General features: G+C 66.6%; 16 protein-coding genes and 1 tRNA gene. 8 read left to right on the top strand and 9 right to left on the bottom strand.

Features of this window, described 5'->3' with window-relative positions:
- Nucleotides 1-11 precede the first annotated feature (11 nt).
- From BMX36_RS12120 to BMX36_RS12085, 8 genes are all read left to right on the top strand, one after another.
- Nucleotides 12-815: a crotonase/enoyl-CoA hydratase family protein gene (locus tag BMX36_RS12120; RefSeq protein ID WP_093065834.1), complete on the top strand. Its 804-nt coding sequence runs from the start codon at nt 12-14 to the stop codon at nt 813-815.
- Entirely contained in the window at nt 815-2,320 is a 1,506-nt protein-coding gene (locus BMX36_RS12115) for an acetyl-CoA acetyltransferase (protein ID WP_093065832.1), read from the top strand. The genes BMX36_RS12120 and BMX36_RS12115 overlap by 1 nt, the downstream gene beginning before the upstream one ends.
- A 213-nt stretch (nt 2,321-2,533) precedes the next feature.
- Entirely contained in the window at nt 2,534-4,573 is a 2,040-nt protein-coding gene (locus tag BMX36_RS12110) for a malate synthase G (RefSeq protein ID WP_093065830.1), read from the top strand.
- A gap of 192 nt (nt 4,574-4,765) precedes the next feature.
- Nucleotides 4,766-5,221 carry a ribose 5-phosphate isomerase B gene (gene rpiB, locus BMX36_RS12105; protein WP_093065828.1) on the top strand — a complete coding sequence of 152 codons (456 nt, stop codon included), beginning with the start codon at nt 4,766-4,768 and terminating at the stop codon, nt 5,219-5,221.
- Nucleotides 5,218-6,525: a serine hydroxymethyltransferase gene (gene glyA / locus BMX36_RS12100; RefSeq protein WP_093065826.1), complete on the top strand. Its 1,308-nt coding sequence runs from the start codon at nt 5,218-5,220 to the stop codon at nt 6,523-6,525. Before rpiB ends, glyA begins: the two co-directional genes overlap by 4 nt.
- A gap of 7 nt (nt 6,526-6,532) precedes the next feature.
- Entirely contained in the window at nt 6,533-6,709 is a 177-nt protein-coding gene (locus BMX36_RS21720) for a hypothetical protein (protein ID WP_177179126.1), read from the top strand.
- Between the two features lie 127 nt (nt 6,710-6,836).
- Nucleotides 6,837-7,298 (top strand): transcriptional regulator NrdR, encoded by a 462-nt coding sequence (gene nrdR, locus BMX36_RS12090; RefSeq protein WP_066776567.1) that lies wholly within the window; start codon nt 6,837-6,839, stop codon nt 7,296-7,298.
- A gap of 58 nt (nt 7,299-7,356) precedes the next feature.
- Nucleotides 7,357-8,100 (top strand): RNA methyltransferase, encoded by a 744-nt coding sequence (locus tag BMX36_RS12085; protein WP_093065824.1) that lies wholly within the window; start codon nt 7,357-7,359, stop codon nt 8,098-8,100.
- 30 nt (nt 8,101-8,130) lie between these two features.
- Here the strand turns inward: BMX36_RS12085 and BMX36_RS12080 are convergent, their stop codons facing one another.
- The 9 genes from BMX36_RS12080 to murI all read right to left on the bottom strand — a co-directional run bounded on the left by BMX36_RS12080 (nt 8,131) and on the right by murI (nt 15,587).
- Nucleotides 8,131-9,918, bottom strand: a complete 1,788-nt coding sequence (locus BMX36_RS12080) for an acyltransferase family protein (protein WP_177179125.1) — start codon at nt 9,916-9,918, stop codon at nt 8,131-8,133.
- Nucleotides 9,919-10,211: 293 nt separating this feature from the next.
- A tRNA-Phe gene (locus BMX36_RS12075) sits at nt 10,212-10,287 on the bottom strand.
- 30 nt (nt 10,288-10,317) lie between these two features.
- On the bottom strand, nt 10,318-10,488 hold the full coding sequence (locus BMX36_RS12070) for a DNA gyrase inhibitor YacG (protein WP_082745974.1): 171 nt from the start codon (nt 10,486-10,488) through the stop codon (nt 10,318-10,320).
- Nucleotides 10,485-11,411 carry a ribonuclease gene (locus BMX36_RS12065; RefSeq protein WP_093065820.1) on the bottom strand — a complete coding sequence of 309 codons (927 nt, stop codon included), beginning with the start codon at nt 11,409-11,411 and terminating at the stop codon, nt 10,485-10,487. Before BMX36_RS12065 ends, BMX36_RS12070 begins: the two co-directional genes overlap by 4 nt.
- Nucleotides 11,404-11,979 (bottom strand): Maf family protein, encoded by a 576-nt coding sequence (locus BMX36_RS12060; RefSeq protein WP_093065818.1) that lies wholly within the window; start codon nt 11,977-11,979, stop codon nt 11,404-11,406. Before BMX36_RS12060 ends, BMX36_RS12065 begins: the two co-directional genes overlap by 8 nt.
- Nucleotides 11,980-12,008: 29 nt before the next feature.
- Nucleotides 12,009-12,254 carry a translation initiation factor IF-1 gene (gene infA / locus BMX36_RS12055; protein WP_026325702.1) on the bottom strand — a complete coding sequence of 82 codons (246 nt, stop codon included), beginning with the start codon at nt 12,252-12,254 and terminating at the stop codon, nt 12,009-12,011.
- A gap of 183 nt (nt 12,255-12,437) precedes the next feature.
- Nucleotides 12,438-13,307 (bottom strand): 3-hydroxybutyryl-CoA dehydrogenase, encoded by an 870-nt coding sequence (locus tag BMX36_RS12050; protein ID WP_066776578.1) that lies wholly within the window; start codon nt 13,305-13,307, stop codon nt 12,438-12,440.
- Nucleotides 13,308-13,455: 148 nt separating this feature from the next.
- Nucleotides 13,456-14,700 (bottom strand): 5-aminolevulinate synthase, encoded by a 1,245-nt coding sequence (gene hemA, locus BMX36_RS12045; protein WP_066776581.1) that lies wholly within the window; start codon nt 14,698-14,700, stop codon nt 13,456-13,458.
- Nucleotides 14,701-14,798: 98 nt separating this feature from the next.
- Nucleotides 14,799-15,587 (bottom strand): glutamate racemase, encoded by a 789-nt coding sequence (gene murI, locus BMX36_RS12040; RefSeq protein WP_093065816.1) that lies wholly within the window; start codon nt 15,585-15,587, stop codon nt 14,799-14,801.
- Nucleotides 15,588-15,597 lie beyond the last annotated feature (10 nt).

Below are 15,597 nucleotides of genomic sequence, written 5' to 3'. Positions count from 1 at the left end.
AAAGGACTCTCATGGCCGAATTGGGAAATGAAGCCGTCACCGTCGAGACGCGCGGGAACGTGATGCTGATCACGATCAACCGCCCGGAAGCACGCAATGCGGTCAATCGCTTCGTGCATGAAGGCGTGGGCGACGCGCTGGAAGCGGCGGACAAGGACCCGGAGATCCGCGTCGTCATCGTGACGGGCGCGGGCGACAAGTCGTTCTGCGCGGGCGCGGATCTGGTGGCGCTGTCGCGCGGCGAAAGCCTGGCGCCGGAGGACAAGACCAAGGCGGCCTGGGGCTTTGCCGGAATCGTGAGTCATGCGATCTCCAAGCCGGTGATCGCGGCGGTGAACGGCATGGCGCTGGGCGGCGGGCTGGAGATCACGCTAGCGGCCGATCTGGCCGTGGCGGTGGAAGAGGCGAAGTTCGGCCTGCCCGAGCCGAAGCGCGGGCTGTTCGCGGCGGCCGGCGGCGTGTTCCGTTTGCCCGAGCAGCTGCCGAAGAAGATCGCGATGGAGATGATCCTGACCGGCGATCCGATCGATGCGCAGCGCGCGCTGGAGCTGGGGCTGATCAACGCGGTCGCGCCGCGAGAGGCACTGCTTGATACCGCCTTTGCGCTGGCGGAGCGGATCGCGGTCAACGCGCCGCTGTCGGTGCAGGCGTCGAAGCGAATGGCGCAGGGGATTTCGGGCGGCAAGGTGGCGCGCGAGGAAGCAGCCTGGGCGCAGAACCGCGACGAGACCAAGATCGTCTTCACCAGCGAGGATTCGCGCGAGGGGCCCAAGGCCTTTGCCGAGAAGCGCGCGCCGGTGTGGAAGGCGAAGTAATGGCGGTGGATGCAGAGAAGGTCGCGGTCATCGTCGGCGTCGGGCAGGTCAACGACCGCCCGACCGATCCGATGGCGGGCAAGGATTCGCTCGGGCTGATGATCGCCGCGCTGGAAGAGGCCGACAAGGATGCGGGCGGCGGCTGGCTGGCGGATGTGGATTCGGTCGCGGTCGTGGCGCAGATCAGCTTCCGCCAGGACAATCCGCTGGCGCAGAAGGTCGCCGACGGGATCGGGTCCAAGGCGGGCATCGTCTATGAATCGGTCGGGCCGAACGGCGACAGCCCGATCCTGCTGCTGAACGAGGCGGCCAACCGCATCGCGCGCGGCGAGATCAAGGTGGCGGCGGTGACCGGCGGCGAGGCGCTGCGCACCGCGAGCCAGCGCGCGGCGCTGGCGGCGAAGACGAGCGTGGCGGACCAGAATCCGCTGCGCAATCTCAGCAAGGGGCGCGCGCCGGGCTATCGCCAGATCTATGGGCTGACGACGCCGGTGGATGTTTACCCGCTGTACGAGAATGCCGGGCGGGCTTCGTATGGGCAATCGCTGGCCGAGGGGCAGCGTGAGTCGGGCGAGATCTGGTCGCGGTTTTCCGAGGTCGCGGCGCAGACGCCGGCGGCGTGGATCCATGCGCCGAAGACGGTTGAGGAAGTGACCGAGGCGACGGCGGACAACCGCCCGATCGCTTTTCCCTATACCAAGCTGATGGTGGCGAATTCGAGCGTTAATCAGGGCGCGGGGTTCATCGTCACCAGCCTCGCCGAGGCGCGGCGGCGCGGGGTGCCGGAGGAGCGGATCGTCTATGTGGGGCGCGGTGCCAGCGCGCATGAGGCGGACGATTTCATGGCGCGGGATCGCTACGACAAGTCGCCGAGCATGGAGGTGTGCCTTCGCCGCACGCTGGAGTTCAATGAGGTAAGCGCGGACGATCTCGACCTGGTCGAGCTCTATTCGTGCTTCCCCTGCGTGCCGAAGATGGCGCGGCGGGTGATCGGCTGGCCGGTCGAGAAGCCGGCGACGGTGTTCGGCGGGCTGACCTTCGGGGGCGGGCCGATCGGCAATTACATGGCGCATGCCGTGGCCGAGATGGTCGATTCGCTGCGGGCGGGCGAGGGGCGCAAGGGCTTGTTGTTCGCGAACGGCGGGTTTGCGACGCACAATCATGCGATCGTGCTGGGGATGGAGCCTTTGCCCGGGGCGGGTGAGGCGTGGGAGTTCGATCTTCAGGCGGAGGCGGATGCGGCGCGGGGACCGGTGCCGGAGCTGGTGAAAGATTATACCGGGCCGGCTCAGGTGGAGACGTACACGGTGTTCTATAACCGTGACGGCTCGGCGAAGGCCGGGGTGGTCGTGGCGATGACGCCGGGGGGCGCGCGGACGCTGGTGAAGGTGCCGGCGGAGGATGCGGCGACGATTGCTTTCCTGAGCGATGGGAGCGCGGAGCCGGTGGGGACATCCGGTGAGGTGGTGTCCGAGGGTGACATGATGGTGTGGAAACGGGCGTGACGGCAAAGCCCTCTCCCCTTCAGGGGAGAGGGTGGCCGAGCCGCAGGCGAGGTCGGGAGAGGGGCAGTGTTGGGTTGCTTGGCCGCTCCGCAGGACTGCCCCTCTCCCCTGAAGGGGAGAGGGAGATTGGCGCACTTGCCCTCCTCCCACCCATCGCCTAACCACCGCTCGCCCTCCCCAGGCGATTGAACACCAACGTCAGGAGGATTCCGCATGCAGACCCGCGCCGGCCTTTCGGTCGACGACCGCCTCGTCGCCTTTGTCGAGCAGGAGGCGCTGCCGGGCACCGGCATCGCGCCCGACGCCTTCTGGCAGGGCGCGGCGGATGTGTTCGCGAATTTCACCCCGGAGAACCGCACGCTCCTCGCCCGGCGCGAGGAACTGCAGGCGGCGATCGACGCGCGCTACGCCGCGGGCGAGGCGGTGGATGCGGCGTTCCTGACCGAGATCGGCTATCTCGTGCCCGAGCCGGCGCCGTTCACGATCGGCACGGAGAATGTCGATCCCGAGATCGCGACGATGGCCGGACCGCAATTGGTGGTGCCGAGCCTCAACGCGCGCTTCGTGCTCAACGCGGCGAATGCGCGCTGGGGTAGCCTGTATGACGCGCTCTACGGCACCGACGCGCTGCCTGGGAAAGCCAAGCCGGGGGGGTACGACGCAGAGCGCGGCGCGCAGGTGATCGCGCGGGCGCGGGCGTTTCTCGACGAGACGCTGCCGGGCTGGGAGGCGGCGCTGACCGGGGGCGATTGCGCGCATCGATACGCGAAATTCGATAAGGGCGTGATGTTCGTCCACAACGGGCTGCACATCGAGATCCTGGTCGATCGCGAACACCCGATCGGCAAGACCGACCCGCTCGGTATCGCCGATGTGGTGCTCGAATCCGCGCTAACGACGATCGTCGATCTGGAAGACAGCGTTGCGGCGGTGGATGCCGAGGACAAGGTGGCGGCCTATCGCAATTGGCTCGGGCTGATGCGCGGCGATCTGGTCGAGACGTTCGAGAAGGGCGGGCATACGCTGACCCGCAAGCTGTCGGGCGACCGAACCTACACCTCGCCGAACGGGACCAGCTTCACGCTCCCCGGTCGCTCATTGCTGTTCGTGCGCAATGTCGGGCATCTGATGACGACGCCGGCGATCATCCTGCCCGATGGGTCGGAAGCGCCGGAAGGGATTCTCGACGCGATCCTCACCTCGCTGATCGGGCTGCATGATCTGAAGCGGCTCGGCAGTCTCCAGAACAGCCGCGCCGGGTCGATCTATATCGTGAAGCCCAAGATGCATGGGCCGGACGAGGCGGGGTTCACCAACCGGCTGTTCGATGCGGTGGAGGATCTGCTGGGTCTGACGCGCCATACGATCAAAGTGGGGGTGATGGACGAGGAGCGGCGCACCTCGGCCAATCTCGCGGCGTGCATCCATGCCGTGCGCGACCGGATCGTGTTCATCAACACCGGCTTCCTCGATCGCACCGGCGACGAGATCCACACCGCGATGCGTGGCGGCCCGGTGATCCGCAAGGGCGAGATGAAGAAGGCCGACTGGATCGCCGCTTATGAGGATCGCAACGTGCGCATTGGCCTCGCGTGCGGGCTCAGCGGCAAGGCGCAGATCGGCAAGGGCATGTGGGCCGCGCCAGACATGATGGCGGACATGCTGGCGCAGAAGATCGGCCATCCGCAATCGGGCGCGAACACGGCGTGGGTGCCGTCGCCGACCGCCGCGACACTGCATGCGCTGCATTATCATGCGGTGGATGTGTTCGCGCGGCAGGCGGAGATTGCCGGGGAGGCCCCGCCCGCTCTGGAGCGGCTGCTGACGGTGCCGTTCGCGGCGGGTCGCAACTGGACGCCGGAGGAGATCCGCGAGGAGCTCGACAACAATTGCCAGGGCATCCTCGGCTATGTCGTGCGCTGGATCGATCAGGGCGTGGGCTGTTCCAAGGTGCCCGATATTCATGACGTGGGGCTCATGGAGGATCGCGCGACCTTGCGCATTTCCTCGCAGCATCTGGCGAACTGGCTGCTGCACGGCGTGTGCACCGCGGATGAGGTGGATGCGGCGCTCGATCGCATGGCGGTGAAGGTGGATGCGCAGAATGCCGGCGATCCCTTGTATGTGCGACTAAGCCGCGACGGGTTCGCGTTCAAGGCGGCGCGTGCGCTGATCTTCGAGGGCGTGACGCAGCCGTCAGGCTATACCGAGCCGCTGCTGCATCGATTCCGGCAGGAGGCGAAGCGGGGCTAGCGCCAAACCATCACCGTTCGTGCTGAGCTTGTCGAAGCACATGCCGCCGGGCGGTGCGCGCATGACACGCCCTTCGACAAGCTCAGGGCGAACGGGGCGGGAGTCTATGATCTACCGACCCCCATGGCATTCCCGTGACACCCCGGCTAAAGGCGCGCGCATCCGTCACTGCCAAGAGCATCGCCGAGCCTCATGCGAGTCGCCATCGCTTCCGATCACGCCGCCGTGTCGCTGAAGGCGACGCTTGTCGCCTGGCTGCAGGAGGCCGGCCATGACGTCCTCGATCTTGGCCCCGCCACCGACGCGCGCGTCGATTATCCCGATTTCGGCTTCAAGCTCGCCACCGCCGTGGCGGGCGGAGAGGCGGAGCGCGGCATCGCCTTGTGTGGATCGGGGATCGGCATTTCCATCGCGGTGAATCGCAACCCGGCGGTGCGCTGCGCGCTGGTGTCCGATCCGCTCGCCGCCGCGTTGTCGCGCGAGCATAATGACGCCAACGCCCTTGCGCTTGGAGCCCGCCTGATCGGCGAGGACATGGCCAAGGCCTGCATTACCGCTTTCCTCGACACCGCCTTCGCTGGCGGCCGCCACGCCCCCCGCGTCGACAAGCTCGGCGCGCCTGATTTCCAGAAGGAGCCCGCCGCATGAGCACCAACCCGACCACGTTGAACGACGTGCAGCCTGATGGCTTCTTCACCCGCAGCCTTGCCGAGGTGGATCCCGCCGTCTTCGCCGGTGTCGAGCATGAGCTGGACCGCGAGCAGACCCAGATCGAGCTGATCGCATCCGAGAACATCGTCTCCAAGGCGGTGCTCGAAGCGCAGGGCAGCGTGTTCACGAACAAGTACGCCGAGGGCTATCCGGGCAAGCGCTACTACCAGGGCTGCCACCCCTCCGACGAGGTCGAGCAGCTCGCGATCGATCGCGCCAAGCAGCTGTTCGGCTGCGGCTTTGCCAACGTTCAGCCGCACTCGGGCGCGCAGGCGAACGGCGCGGTGATGCTCGCGCTGGTGAAGCCGGGCGAGACGATCATGGGCCTCAGCCTCGATTCGGGCGGGCACCTGACGCACGGCGCCAAGGCGGCGATGAGCGGCAAATGGTTCAACGCGGTGCAATATGGCGTCACGCCCGACACGCATCTGATCGACTATGATGCAGTCGAGAAGCAGGCCATTGAGACGCAGCCCAAGCTGATCATCGCCGGTGGCTCCGCTTATCCGCGGCACATCGATTTCGCCCGCTTCCGCGCGATCGCGGACAAGGTCGGCGCGTTCTTCATGGTCGACATGGCGCATTTCGCTGGCCTGGTCGCGGGCGGGGTGCACCCGACGCCATTCGGCCATGCGCATGTCGTAACCACCACGACGCACAAGACGCTGCGCGGCCCGCGCGGCGGCATGATCATGACCGATGACGAGGCGATTGCGAAGAAGATCAACTCGGCGGTGTTCCCCGGCCTGCAGGGCGGCCCGCTGATGCATGTCGTCGCTGCCAAGGCGGTGGCGTTCGGCGAGGCGCTGCGCCCCGAGTTCAAGAGCTATGCCGCCGCGGTTGTGGAGAATGCCAAGGTGCTGGCCGCGACGCTGAAGGAGCGCGGTGCGGCAATAGTTTCGGGCGGAACCGACACGCATCTCGCGCTGGTCGACCTCACCCCGCTGGGGGTGACGGGCAAGGATGCGGACGAGGCGCTGGAGCGCGCCGGAATTACCTGCAACAAGAACGGCATTCCCAACGATCCGCTGCCGCCGGTGAAGACCAGCGGAATCCGCGTCGGCTCGCCTGCGGGCACGACGCGCGGCTTCGGCACGGCCGAGTTCCGCGAGATCGGCAACATGGTCGCCGATGTGCTGGACGGTCTGGCCAAGAAGGGCGAGGCTGGCGACGCGGAGGTCGAAGCGGCCGTGCGGGAACGAGTTCGCGCGCTGTGCGCTCGTTTCCCGATCTATCAGTGAGGTGAACGTGTCCAAGATCGAGGAAGTGCAGCACACCGTCCAGAACACGCCGGGGCTCGGCAAGAAGATGGCGAAATATGGCGCGGTCGGCGCGGTACTGGCGATTCCGGTGCCCTTCGTGGGGCCGGTGCTGGGCGCGCTGGTCGGGGCCGGCGTGGCCTATGCACGCCGGGACAAGATCTGATCTCATCAACTACCGTCATTCCCGCGCAGGCGGGGATCCATACTGGCTAGCCTCTCGATGGAGGCGCAACGTATGAGGTTATGGATCCCCGCCTGCGCGGGAATGACGGCTTCCAGGACATAGAAACATGCGCTGTCCCTTCTGCGGCCACGATGCGAGCCAGGTGAAGGACAGCCGGCCGACCGATGACGGAGCGGCCATCCGGCGGCGGCGCCAGTGCGAAGGATGCGCCGCGCGCTTCACCACCTTCGAACGGATCCAGCTTCGCGAATTGACGGTGGTGAAATCCGAAGACCGGCGCGAGTCGTTCGATCGCGAGAAGCTGCTACGGTCGATCGGCATCGCCGCACGCAAACGGCCGCTGGACACGGTAGCGATTGAGCGACTGGTCAGCGGCATTCAGCGGCAGCTGGAGACCAGCGGCGAGGCGGAAGTGACCTCCAAACGGATCGGCGAAATGGTGATGGAGGCGCTGAAGGGCCTTGATTCGGTCGCCTATATTCGCTTCGCCAGCGTTTATCGCGACTTCACCGAGGCACGCGATTTCGAGGAATTCGCTGGTACGGTCGAGGAAGCCGGGCGTAGCTGATCTGCCTGGATTGATCCGGTGCTTGTCTCGCCACCCGATCGCCGGATAGGCGCACGCCATGGTTTCTGATGCTTCCGCTTCGCCCGTCATCGTCCTCGTCCGGCCGCAGCTTGGCGAGAATATCGGCAAGGCAGCGCGCGCCATGCTCAATTTCGGGCTGACGGAGATGCGCCTGGTTGCGCCGCGGGACGGCTGGCCGAATCCGGCGGCGGGGCCTGCCGCATCGGGCGCGGACATCGTGCTGGCCAATGCGCGCGTGTTCGACACGGTGGCGGATGCGGTGGCGGACTGCCCTCATGTCTATGCTACCACCGTACGCAAGCGCGGCGTGACCAAGCCGGTCGTAACGCCCGAAGAGGCCGCAACTGAGATGCGCGCGGCGCCGGGTCGTAGCGCCATCCTGTTTGGCCCCGAGCGGTCCGGCCTAGAAACGGACGATGTGGCGCTGGCGCGCTCCATTTTGACCGTGCCGATCAATCCCGAGTTCGGCAGCCTGAACCTCGCCCAGGCGGTAATTCTGGTGGCCTATGAATGGTCCAAGGGGGAGGCGCTTGCCTCCCCGCCGGAAGTGGCGCTGGAGCCGCCGGCGCCGCAGGAGGAGCTGGAGGGCATGATCGGGCAGCTGGATGCAATGCTCGAGCAGGCGAATTTCTTCTTCCCGCCCGATCGCACGCCGGCGACTCGGCGCACCTTGCGCACGCTGCTGACCAAGCCGGGCTGGAGCAGCCAGGAAGTGCGCACCCTGCGCGGCGTGCTTTCGGCGCTTGGCGGTGCCAAGGCGAAGCGCTCCGGCGGCGGGTAAGCGCGGCTTGCCGCACCCGCACCCGCGCCATCAGTCACGATCCAGTGCGCGGCGGGCGATCATCTGCCGCCAGACCGGCTGGCGAAACAGCCGCTCGCCCACGAAGCGCGCGCCGGCGCGCGTGACGTGAACCCGGTCCTCGCTAAGAATCCGGCCCTGTTCGTCGAAGACGGGCAGACGCCGGCCATCGGCAGAGAGCGCGGCGATGACATCAAGGTAAAGCTCGGCGGGCGTGATCGCGCGGTACAGCCGACTCGCGGCAAGCGCCTGATCGGAGAGCGCGACGCGCGCGGCGGCACGCTGATGAAGCGGCAATCGGGCAAAGGGGTTTAGGTTGGTCCCGAAATCCTTGGGGCCGACGAACAGGATCTTGGCGCGCAGATCGGCGCGCTCCGCCAGCAGCCGGCCATTACATGTCTGGCGCGGCTTGTGATCATAAACGAGCACGATCAATGTTGCCGCGGCGACCAGCGCGCGCTTGGTGGCACTGAGCCGGGCCCCATCGCACAGGTCCAGATCGTCGCGATAGACGATGGCGTAGCCGGCGAGGGCATTCGCCTCCCGCGCCATGTTCACGAAATCGCGCCCGGTACTGTTGCCCAGAACAAGCGCGCGTCGCTGCGTACCGGGCGGGAAGCGATCGGCTTTGAGCGCGAGCACGCCCATGTTGTACGCCTTGAACGTCGCCGGCCGGTCAGCTCCCGGCGCCATGTCGAACCGCTGCGGCAGGCCGCCACGCAGGTGCAGGACGGTGCCGATCGCCAGCAAGGCGATGGCTGTCGGCAGCAGCACCGCGGCGACCGCGCGAAAGCGCATCGATCTGTCGCGGAAAGGTTGTTCGACAAAACGCCAGCTCGCCCAGGCGAGGATCAGCGCGACCGGGATCAGCGCCACGAACTGCCACGTCGGTGGCGGGCTGATGCTGGCGACGCGCAGAAAGGCGAACAGCGGCTGATGCCAGAGATAGGTGCTGTAGCTGATGAGGCCGATGCCCACCATCATCGGCGAGGACAGGAAGCGGTGCGCCAGACCGGCGCGGCAGTAGAGCAGGACAAAAACTGTGCCTGTCACCGGCAGCAGGATCGCCGGCGCGGGCGAAGGCGATCCTTCCGGCAAGCCGAGCACGGCCGCGGCAATCATCAAGAGGCCGGTCAAGGCCAGCGGGTCCGAGCCGCGACCGGCATCGGGCGAGCGGATGGTGGCCGCCCAGCCGCCCGCCGCCAGTTCCCAGGCGCGGGTGTGGAGAAGGTAGAAGTTGCCGACCGGATGCGCCCGCATGCTCCAGAGGCACAGGAGGAAGCTGGCCAGCCCGACAAGCGCCAGGGCAAGCGGCACGTGGCGACGGAGGAAGCGGTGAACGGCCGCCAGGAGCAGCGGTACGACGATATAATATTGTTCCTCGACCCCCAGGCTCCAGGTGTGGAGCAGCGGTTTGAACTGGGATTCCATGTCCCAATAGCCGCTGGTGACGGTGAGGAGGATGTTGTTCGAAAAGAGCGTGGTGGCGACGATGCTCTGGCCAAGGTTCTGATAGGCGTCCGCGCTCATCAGGAACCATCCGGCGATCAGGCAGGCGACGAGCACGACGAACAGCGCCGGCAGTAATCGTCTGGTGCGACGCTCATAGAAGCGCACAATGGAAAAGCGCCCGTTGTCCAGCTCGGACAGGATGATCCCGGTGATCAGATAACCGCTGATGACGAAGAACACGTCCACGCCGACGAAACCGCCGGCAAAAAGCGACACGCCGGCATGGCTCAGCAGAACTGGCAGGACTGCGACAGTCCGCAGCCCGTCGATCTCACGACGATGCTTCACTCGAGCGCCCCCCTTGCCCGTTTGCGCTATGATAAACGGGCCGTGCTTACTTTGTCAGCAACGGAGCGCGGGACCAGTCTTTTAAGTGATGTTTGTGACCGGATCGCTTTATTCCAACCATTCGGTCTGGTCGCGGCTACATGTCGGGCGAGATGTTCAACGTGTCAGCGACATAATCCACCGCAATGGGCATAGCGCGTCGTAACCTATGGCAGCCATCAAGTCGGCCGCACGAGGATCTTGGCTCTGCGCGCCAACGAGGCAGCTCGGTTCACATCAATGTCGAGGAAGAATGGTGCCCAGGGACGGGATCGAACCGCCGACACTGCGATTTTCAGTCGCATGCTCTACCAACTGAGCTACCTGGGCACACCGGCGGAACGCCGGGGAGCGGTCCCCCTAATCGGGTGTGCGCCCGCTGTCCAGCCCATCCGGATCGATCTGTGCACCGGGAATGCGATAACCCTCGCCGAGCCATTGCAGGAGATCGCGGTCCTTGCAGCGGCGCGAGCAGAAGGGGGCGTTGGCGGGGTCGCTCGGCTGAGCGCAGAGAGGGCAGGTGTCGGTCATGCGTCGAATATGGGCGTGCGGCCAGTGCGTTGCACCAGCGCGGCGATCCAGTCCGCACGTTCGGTGATTCGCGCGCGCACCGCTGGGGGCAGGCGGAAGCGGTTGGGAGAGGGAGGGGGCGTGCGCTCGATCTGGCGCAAGGCGGCCCGTGCGGCAGCACCGACGGGATCGGCGCGGAGGATTTCGGGCAAGGACGGCGAAGTTCGGCCGCGCACGATCTGCAGGAAGCCGAAGCCGTTCACCGCTGTGCGCTCGAAAGGTTGCGCAAGCCGCGAATCGATCGCGGCGGCGACAGCCTGACGCGCCTCGCGCCCCGCGAGCGTCGGAAAGTCGATGCCGATCGAGCCGCCGATGTCATGACGCTCGATCGCAGCGGCGACGGCCGTTGCGGCGCGCACGGCTAGCACCTCAAGCGGCGGATCCCCGTCGACATCGAACAGCGCCATGGCCGGCGTGGGCCACAGGCGCAGCATGCCGCCAGGAAAGGCGATGTCGCCAGTGATCGCCTCCTCCAGCATTTCCGACCAGCCGGCGGCCTCCAGCGCGTCGGGCTCGTGCGCGCGCAGCTCACGGACGGGCGCGTCGGTGAGGCGTTGTCGCAAGGTGGGGGCGGCGCGGGAAGGCGCGTCGGTGATCCGGCCGCGCGGCGGCTTCGGACGGCCGGGTTCGGGAATAGCGGCGCGGGTGATCTCGACCTGGATCGCGGCCCCGAGCGTGATCCCGGCCGGCGCGCGCGGCAGCGCCACATCCTCGCCCGTGTCGAGCCGGGCGAGATTGCGCTCGATCAGCCGGGCCGGTGCGATGAGACCGGGCTGCGGACCGCCGCCGTCGACGGCGATCCGCGCGCGCAGGATCGTGCCATCATCATCGATCAGGGCGGCGCGCTGCTCGCCGACACCGGCTTCGTACAGCCACTCAGGCAAAGGCGACGCCCGCCGTGGCCAGCAGCGCCTGAGTCTCGAACAGCGGCAGGCCGACGACGCCGGAGTAGGAGCCATGGATGCGGCGCACGAACGCCTCTGCGCGCCCCTGGATGGCGTAACCACCCGCCTTGCCCATGCCCTCGCCGCTGGCAACATAGCCGGCGATCTCTGCGTCGGTCAGCGGCTTGAAGGCGACAAGCGTGTCAGAAAGGCGGGTGCGCACCTTGCCCGCTCCATCAACCACCACGACCGCCGACAGGCAGTGGTGGCGGCGCCCGGAGAGCAACCGGAGCATGCGCACAAGATCCGCCTCGTCCACCGGCTTGCCGAGAATGCGCGGCCCGACGGCAATGCTGGTATCGGCGGCGAGAACGACCTCGCCCGTCCCCCGCGGCACGGCGGCGGCCTTTGCGCCGGCGACGCGCAGCACGTAATCGCGCGGCCGCTCCGCCTTCAGCGGCGTTTCGTCAACGTCCGGCGCGAGCACGCGCGCGGGTACGACGCCGATCTGCGCGAGCAGCGCCAGCCGACGGGGCGAAGCGGAGGCAAGGATCAGATCGGCGGGCATCGGGCCCACCCCCACGTCGTGCGCGCGGCTTATTGCGGGCCGGGGCCGCCGCGGCCAGGCATGAAGCGGTAGGTGATCCGCCCCTTGGTCAGATCATAAGGGGTCAGCTCGACAAGCACTTCGTCTCCGACCAGCACGCGGATGCGGTTCTTGCGCATCTTGCCCGCGGTGTGGCCGAGGATCTCGTGATCATTCTCCAGCCGGACGCGGAACATGGCGTTGGGCAGGAGCTCGACCACCTGGCCGCGCATTTCGAGGAGTTCTTCTTTCGCCAAAAAATCAGTCTTTCTGCGGATGAGGGCGCGCGCGCGCTTAGCTGAAGCAACGCCAAAAGGAAAGGCGCGCCGGGAAAGCGCCAGCGGCAACCCAGCCAAAATGTGGCCGGAAGAGAAACAATTCAACTGCGGGCGCGCAATTGGCCGCGGCGCGCCGGTGCTTCTTCACCGGTGCGGCAAGGCTTAACGCGTCGGAACCGGGGTGTCGCCCGTGTAATCATAAAAGCCGCGCCTGGTCTTCTTCCCGAACCAGCCGGCCTCGACATATTTCACCAGCAACGGGGCGGGGCGGAACTTGGGATCGCCGGTCGTCTCGAACAACACCCGGGTGATTTCGAGGCAAGTGTCGAGCCCGATGAAGTCGGCCAGCGTCAACGGCCCCATCGGGTGATTGAGGCCGAGCTGGCAGGCAAGATCGATGTCGCGGATCGTGGCAACGCCCTCGCCCAGCGCGAAACATGCCTCGTTGAGCATCGGCATCAGGATGCGATTGACGATGAAGCCCGGCGCATCATTGGCGTGCACCACCGCCTTGCCCAGCGCCGTCGCGAACGTCTCGACGGTCTTCACCGTCTCGCTCGCCGTGGCGAGGCCGCGGATCACCTCGATCAAGCCCATCACCGGCACCGGATTGAAGAAGTGAACGCCGATGAAGCGGGCCGGATCGGGTGACGCCTGCGCCAACCGGGTGATCGGGATCGAGGAGGTGTTCGACGCGAGCACCGCCTGGTGGCCGAGCACCTCGCCAACCTGAGCGAAGATCGCGCGCTTCACCTCTTCACGCTCGGTCGCCGCCTCAATCACGAGGCCGCAGGCGGACATGCCCTGAACGCCTTCGATGGGCTCGATCCGTTCCAGTGCCTGCTCGCGCGCCTGCGGATCGAGCTTGCCCTTCTCGACGGCGCGGTCGAGCTGCCGGGCGATCCCCGCCTTGCCGGCCTCCGCGCGAGCCTTGTCCACATCGGTCAGGAGGACGCGATAGCCGGCCTGGGCGGAAACCTGCGCAATACCTGCGCCCATCTGCCCCGCGCCAATGACGCCGACTGCCTGCATGATTTACCCCTATCTGGCGAAGGAGCGAACCATTCGCCCCGTTCGTGCTGAGCTTGTCGAAGCACGTGCCAAGCAGTGCCTCGCTTGGAACACGCCCGTCGACAAGCTCAGGGCGAACGGAGGAAGTAGGTTTCTTGCCGAACGAGGATCAGGCCGCCTTGCGCAGATCCAGCCGATCCCAGATCTCGACCAACGCGTCGGTCAGTTCCTGCATCATCGCTTCGCTGTGCGCCGGACCCGGCGTGAAGCGGAGCCGCTCGGTACCGCGCGGGACGGTGGGGTAGTTGATCGGCTGCACGTAGATGCCGTATTCGGCGAGCAGCACGTCGCTGATCTTCTTCGCCTTCACCGGATCGCCGACCATCACCGGCACGATGTGCGTGTCGCCCAGCATCACCGGCAGGCCGGCCTCGGTCATCATCGCCTTCAGCCGGGCGGCGGCGGCCTGCTGGCCCTCGCGCTCGACCGACGAGCTCTTGAGGTGGCGCACGCTCGCCAGCACGCCGGCGACCAGCACGGGCGAGAGCGAGGTGGTGAAGATGAAGCCCGGGGCGTAGCTGCGGATCACGTCGATGATCGTCTTGTCGGCAGCGATATAGCCGCCCATCACGCCGAACGCCTTGCCCAACGTGCCTTCGATGATGGTCAGGCGGTGCGCGACATCGTCCCGCTCCGAAATGCCGCCACCGCGCGCGCCGTACATCCCGACGGCGTGAACCTCGTCGAGATAGGTCAGCGCGTTATATTTGTCTGCGAGGTCGCAGATCGCCGCTATCGGGGCGACATCGCCCTCCATCGAATACACACTCTCGAACGCGATCAGCTTGGGCGCGTTCGAATCGTCGGCGGCAAGCAGTTCCTCGAGATGCGCCAGATCATTGTGGCGGAACACGCGCTTCTCGCAGCCCGAGTTGCGAATGCCGGCGATCATGGAGGCGTGATTGAGCTCATCCGAATAGATGATGCAGCCCGGCAGCACCTTAGCGAGCGTCGCCAGCGTCGCCTCGTTCGAGACATAGCCTGACGTGAAGAGCAGCGCGCCCTGCTTGCCGTGAAGGTCGGCGAGCTCGCCTTCCAGATCAACATGGTAATGCGTGTTGCCGCCGATGTTGCGCGTACCGCCCGAGCCGGCGCCCACGTCGTGCAGTGCCTCTTCCATTGCCGCGATCACCTTGGGATGCTGGCCCATGGCGAGATAATCGTTCGAGCACCAAACGGTGATCGGCTTCGGGCCATTGTGACCGGCGAAGCAGCGCGCGCTGGGATAATGACCCTTGTTGCGCAGAATATCGATGAAGACGCGATAGCGGCCCTCAGCGTGCAGGCGGTCGATCGCCTGCGAAAAGGCGCGAGTATAATCAACCGGCCGCGTCGCAAGAGTGTCAATGGACATGGCCCCGCCGCTTACCCCTGTGTCAGTGACAATACCAGCGGATTCAGGCGCTTTCAGTGATCGCTTCGGTCGCTTGTTCGTCGAGTGATGCCTTGGCGCTATAGCCGGATGCAGCTCGGGAAACCGTAGGTCGCCAATGCCTGATCGAGCCCGTCGCCGATCGTTCCGGTGAAGACGGCGAGGTCGGGCGCCGTGCGGGCAAATGATTCGCCTGTCGTGAGGTGCGCGATTCGGCGGGCGATCCCGGAACCGCCATCGACAAAGGTGACAGGGCGGCCGAACGCCTGTGCAAGCTCCTCTGCCAGCAGGGGAAAATGGGTGCAGGCGAGCGCAACCGTGTCCATGGCGTCGGCTCCCGGCGCATCAAGCATCGGGGCGATGGCGGCCTTGACCGACTCGACCGCCACGGCCGCGCCGCGCAGCTTCGCCTCAGCCAGCGTCACGAGATCCGCCGATCCATGGCGGATGACATGGCAATCGGCGGCGAAGCGCTTGGCGAGATCGTCGACATAGGCCTGGCGCACCGTCGCCGCGGTGCCGAGCACGCCGATGGTGCGGGTGCGGCTGTGCGCCGCCGCCGGCTTGATCGCCGGCACGGTGCCGACAATCGGAATGTCGAGCGCGCCGCGCACCGCCGCGAGCGCGATGGTCGACGCCGTGTTGCAGGCAATGACGATCAGGCGCGGCGAATAGCGCTCGGCAAGGCGGCCGAGCAGGGCGGGCACGCGACCGGCGATCTCGGCCTCATCCTTGATTCCGTAAGGAAAGCCGGCGGAATCGGCGACGTAAACGAAGCGCGCCTGAGGAACGGCAACGCGGGCGGGGGCGACAATCGACAGACCGCCGACGCCCGAATCGAAGAACAGAATGGGGCGCGGATCGCTCATCGCGGGCGCC

The sequence above is a fragment of the Sphingomonas sp. OV641 genome (genome assembly GCF_900109205.1).
Taxonomy (GTDB): Bacteria; Pseudomonadota; Alphaproteobacteria; order Sphingomonadales; family Sphingomonadaceae; genus Sphingomonas.
Note: the sequence above shows the minus strand (reverse complement) of the source record. Positions and strands in the feature narration are given on the sequence as shown.

What these genes read in the sequence shown, in the direction of transcription:
- rpiB (WP_093065828.1), top strand. Translation starts at nt 4,766, where the DNA reads ATGCGAGTCGCCATCGCTTCCGATCACGCCGCCGTGTCGCTGAAGGCG.
- BMX36_RS12120 (WP_093065834.1), top strand. Translation starts at nt 12, where the DNA reads ATGGCCGAATTGGGAAATGAAGCCGTCACCGTCGAGACGCGCGGGAAC.
- hemA (WP_066776581.1), bottom strand. Translation starts at nt 14,700, where the DNA reads ATGTCCATTGACACTCTTGCGACGCGGCCGGTTGATTATACTCGCGCC.
- nrdR (WP_066776567.1), top strand. Translation starts at nt 6,837, where the DNA reads ATGCGCTGTCCCTTCTGCGGCCACGATGCGAGCCAGGTGAAGGACAGC.
- BMX36_RS12070 (WP_082745974.1), bottom strand. Translation starts at nt 10,488, where the DNA reads ATGACCGACACCTGCCCTCTCTGCGCTCAGCCGAGCGACCCCGCCAAC.
- BMX36_RS12110 (WP_093065830.1), top strand. Translation starts at nt 2,534, where the DNA reads ATGCAGACCCGCGCCGGCCTTTCGGTCGACGACCGCCTCGTCGCCTTT.
- BMX36_RS12115 (WP_093065832.1), top strand. Translation starts at nt 815, where the DNA reads ATGGCGGTGGATGCAGAGAAGGTCGCGGTCATCGTCGGCGTCGGGCAG.
- glyA (WP_093065826.1), top strand. Translation starts at nt 5,218, where the DNA reads ATGAGCACCAACCCGACCACGTTGAACGACGTGCAGCCTGATGGCTTC.
- BMX36_RS12060 (WP_093065818.1), bottom strand. Translation starts at nt 11,979, where the DNA reads ATGCCCGCCGATCTGATCCTTGCCTCCGCTTCGCCCCGTCGGCTGGCG.
- BMX36_RS12050 (WP_066776578.1), bottom strand. Translation starts at nt 13,307, where the DNA reads ATGCAGGCAGTCGGCGTCATTGGCGCGGGGCAGATGGGCGCAGGTATT.
- murI (WP_093065816.1), bottom strand. Translation starts at nt 15,587, where the DNA reads ATGAGCGATCCGCGCCCCATTCTGTTCTTCGATTCGGGCGTCGGCGGT.
- BMX36_RS12085 (WP_093065824.1), top strand. Translation starts at nt 7,357, where the DNA reads ATGGTTTCTGATGCTTCCGCTTCGCCCGTCATCGTCCTCGTCCGGCCG.